Annotated in this window: 2 protein-coding genes; both read left to right on the top strand. The window is 69.9% G+C overall.

Translation table 11 applies throughout. From position 1 onward, the window contains the following. Positions 1–249: FG-GAP repeat domain-containing protein (locus tag ACFVFS_RS40810; protein ID WP_380630184.1), on the top strand; the 249-nt coding region annotated here is incomplete at its 5' end. A 58-nt stretch (positions 250–307) separates the two neighbouring features. After that, the coding region (locus tag ACFVFS_RS40805) for an FG-GAP repeat domain-containing protein (protein ID WP_380630182.1) at positions 308–1272 on the top strand (965 nt) is incomplete at its 3' end.

The raw sequence follows: 1272 nt of genomic DNA, 5'->3' as shown, positions 1-1272 counted from the left end.
GTCGGCAGGGGCGACGGCAACCTGTACGTCTTCCCGGGTACCGGCACCGGTTGGTTCGCCGCCCCGGTGAGCGCCGGCAGCGGTTGGAACATCATGCGCGACCTGGTCGGCGGGGACTTCAACGCCGACGGCCGGACGGACGTCGCCGCCGTCCAGGCCCCCCAGGGATCCACCGGCGACATGTACCTCTACCCGGGCACCGGCCAGAACACCTTCGGCGCCCGCAGCACCATCGGCACCGGCTGGTAGCCCGCTCCCCGCACCAACCTCCGACACCCACCATCCAGCAGATCGAGGTAGTCAAGTCATGTCCAGGACCAGTCGCTTCCGCCGCACCTCCGTGCTCGCCCCGCTGCTCGCGGTCATGGCCGCCGCCGGGCTGGCCGCACCACCCGCCCAGGCCGGCTCCTCCCTCGGCGGCTCCGTCAACCGGTCCGAGATCCTGCCGCGCGGCCAGTACTGGGACGCCCAGGACGTCCAGTACAACCAGGGTGCGACCTACGGGGACGGCGACGGCCACTCCTACCGCACCGACTGCTCGGGGTTCATCGCGATGGCCTGGCACCTGTCGGCCACCGGACTCGGCTCGGCGACCACCCAGACCCTCGACAGCCGGTCCCTGACCACGCGTATCAACAAGAGCGACCTGCGCCCCGGCGACGCGCTGGACAACATCAGCGACCACGTCGTGCTCTTCGTGCGGTGGAACAACCAGGCGACCGGGGACTTCACCTACCTCCACCAGTCGAACTCGCGGACCGACATGACCTACGGGAGCGGGAACGTCTACAGCGGGAACATATCGAGCTACCCGGCGAGCAGCTACGTGGCCCTGCGGTACAACAAGGTGGTCGAGGACAACAGCACCCCTCCGCCGGCCACACCGGTGGGGATGACGGGCTTCGCCTCGGCCGACTACAACGGTGACGGACGGACGGACCTGGCCGCGGTGGACGCGGCGACGGGGAAGATGTTCCTGTACCCGGGCACCGGTGCCGGTACCTTCGGCGAGCGGACCCTGATCGGCACCAGCTGGGACTCGCTGGCCCACATGACGCCGGGTGACTTCAACGGCGACGGGAAGGCGGACCTCGCCGCGGTCGGCAAGGGCGACGGGAAGCTGTACGTCTACCCCGGCAACGGCAGCGGATCGTTCGGCGCGCCGTGGTCGGCGGGCACGGGCTGGAACAGCCTGGACAAGTTCTCGGCCGGGGACTTCAACGGTGACGGGAAGGCGGACATCGCCGCCGTCGGGACGGCGGACGGGAACCT

Source organism: Kitasatospora sp. NPDC057692 (assembly GCF_042799475.1).
Taxonomy (GTDB): Bacteria; Actinomycetota; Actinomycetes; order Streptomycetales; family Streptomycetaceae; genus Kitasatospora.
Note: the sequence above shows the minus strand (reverse complement) of the source record. Positions and strands in the feature narration are given on the sequence as shown.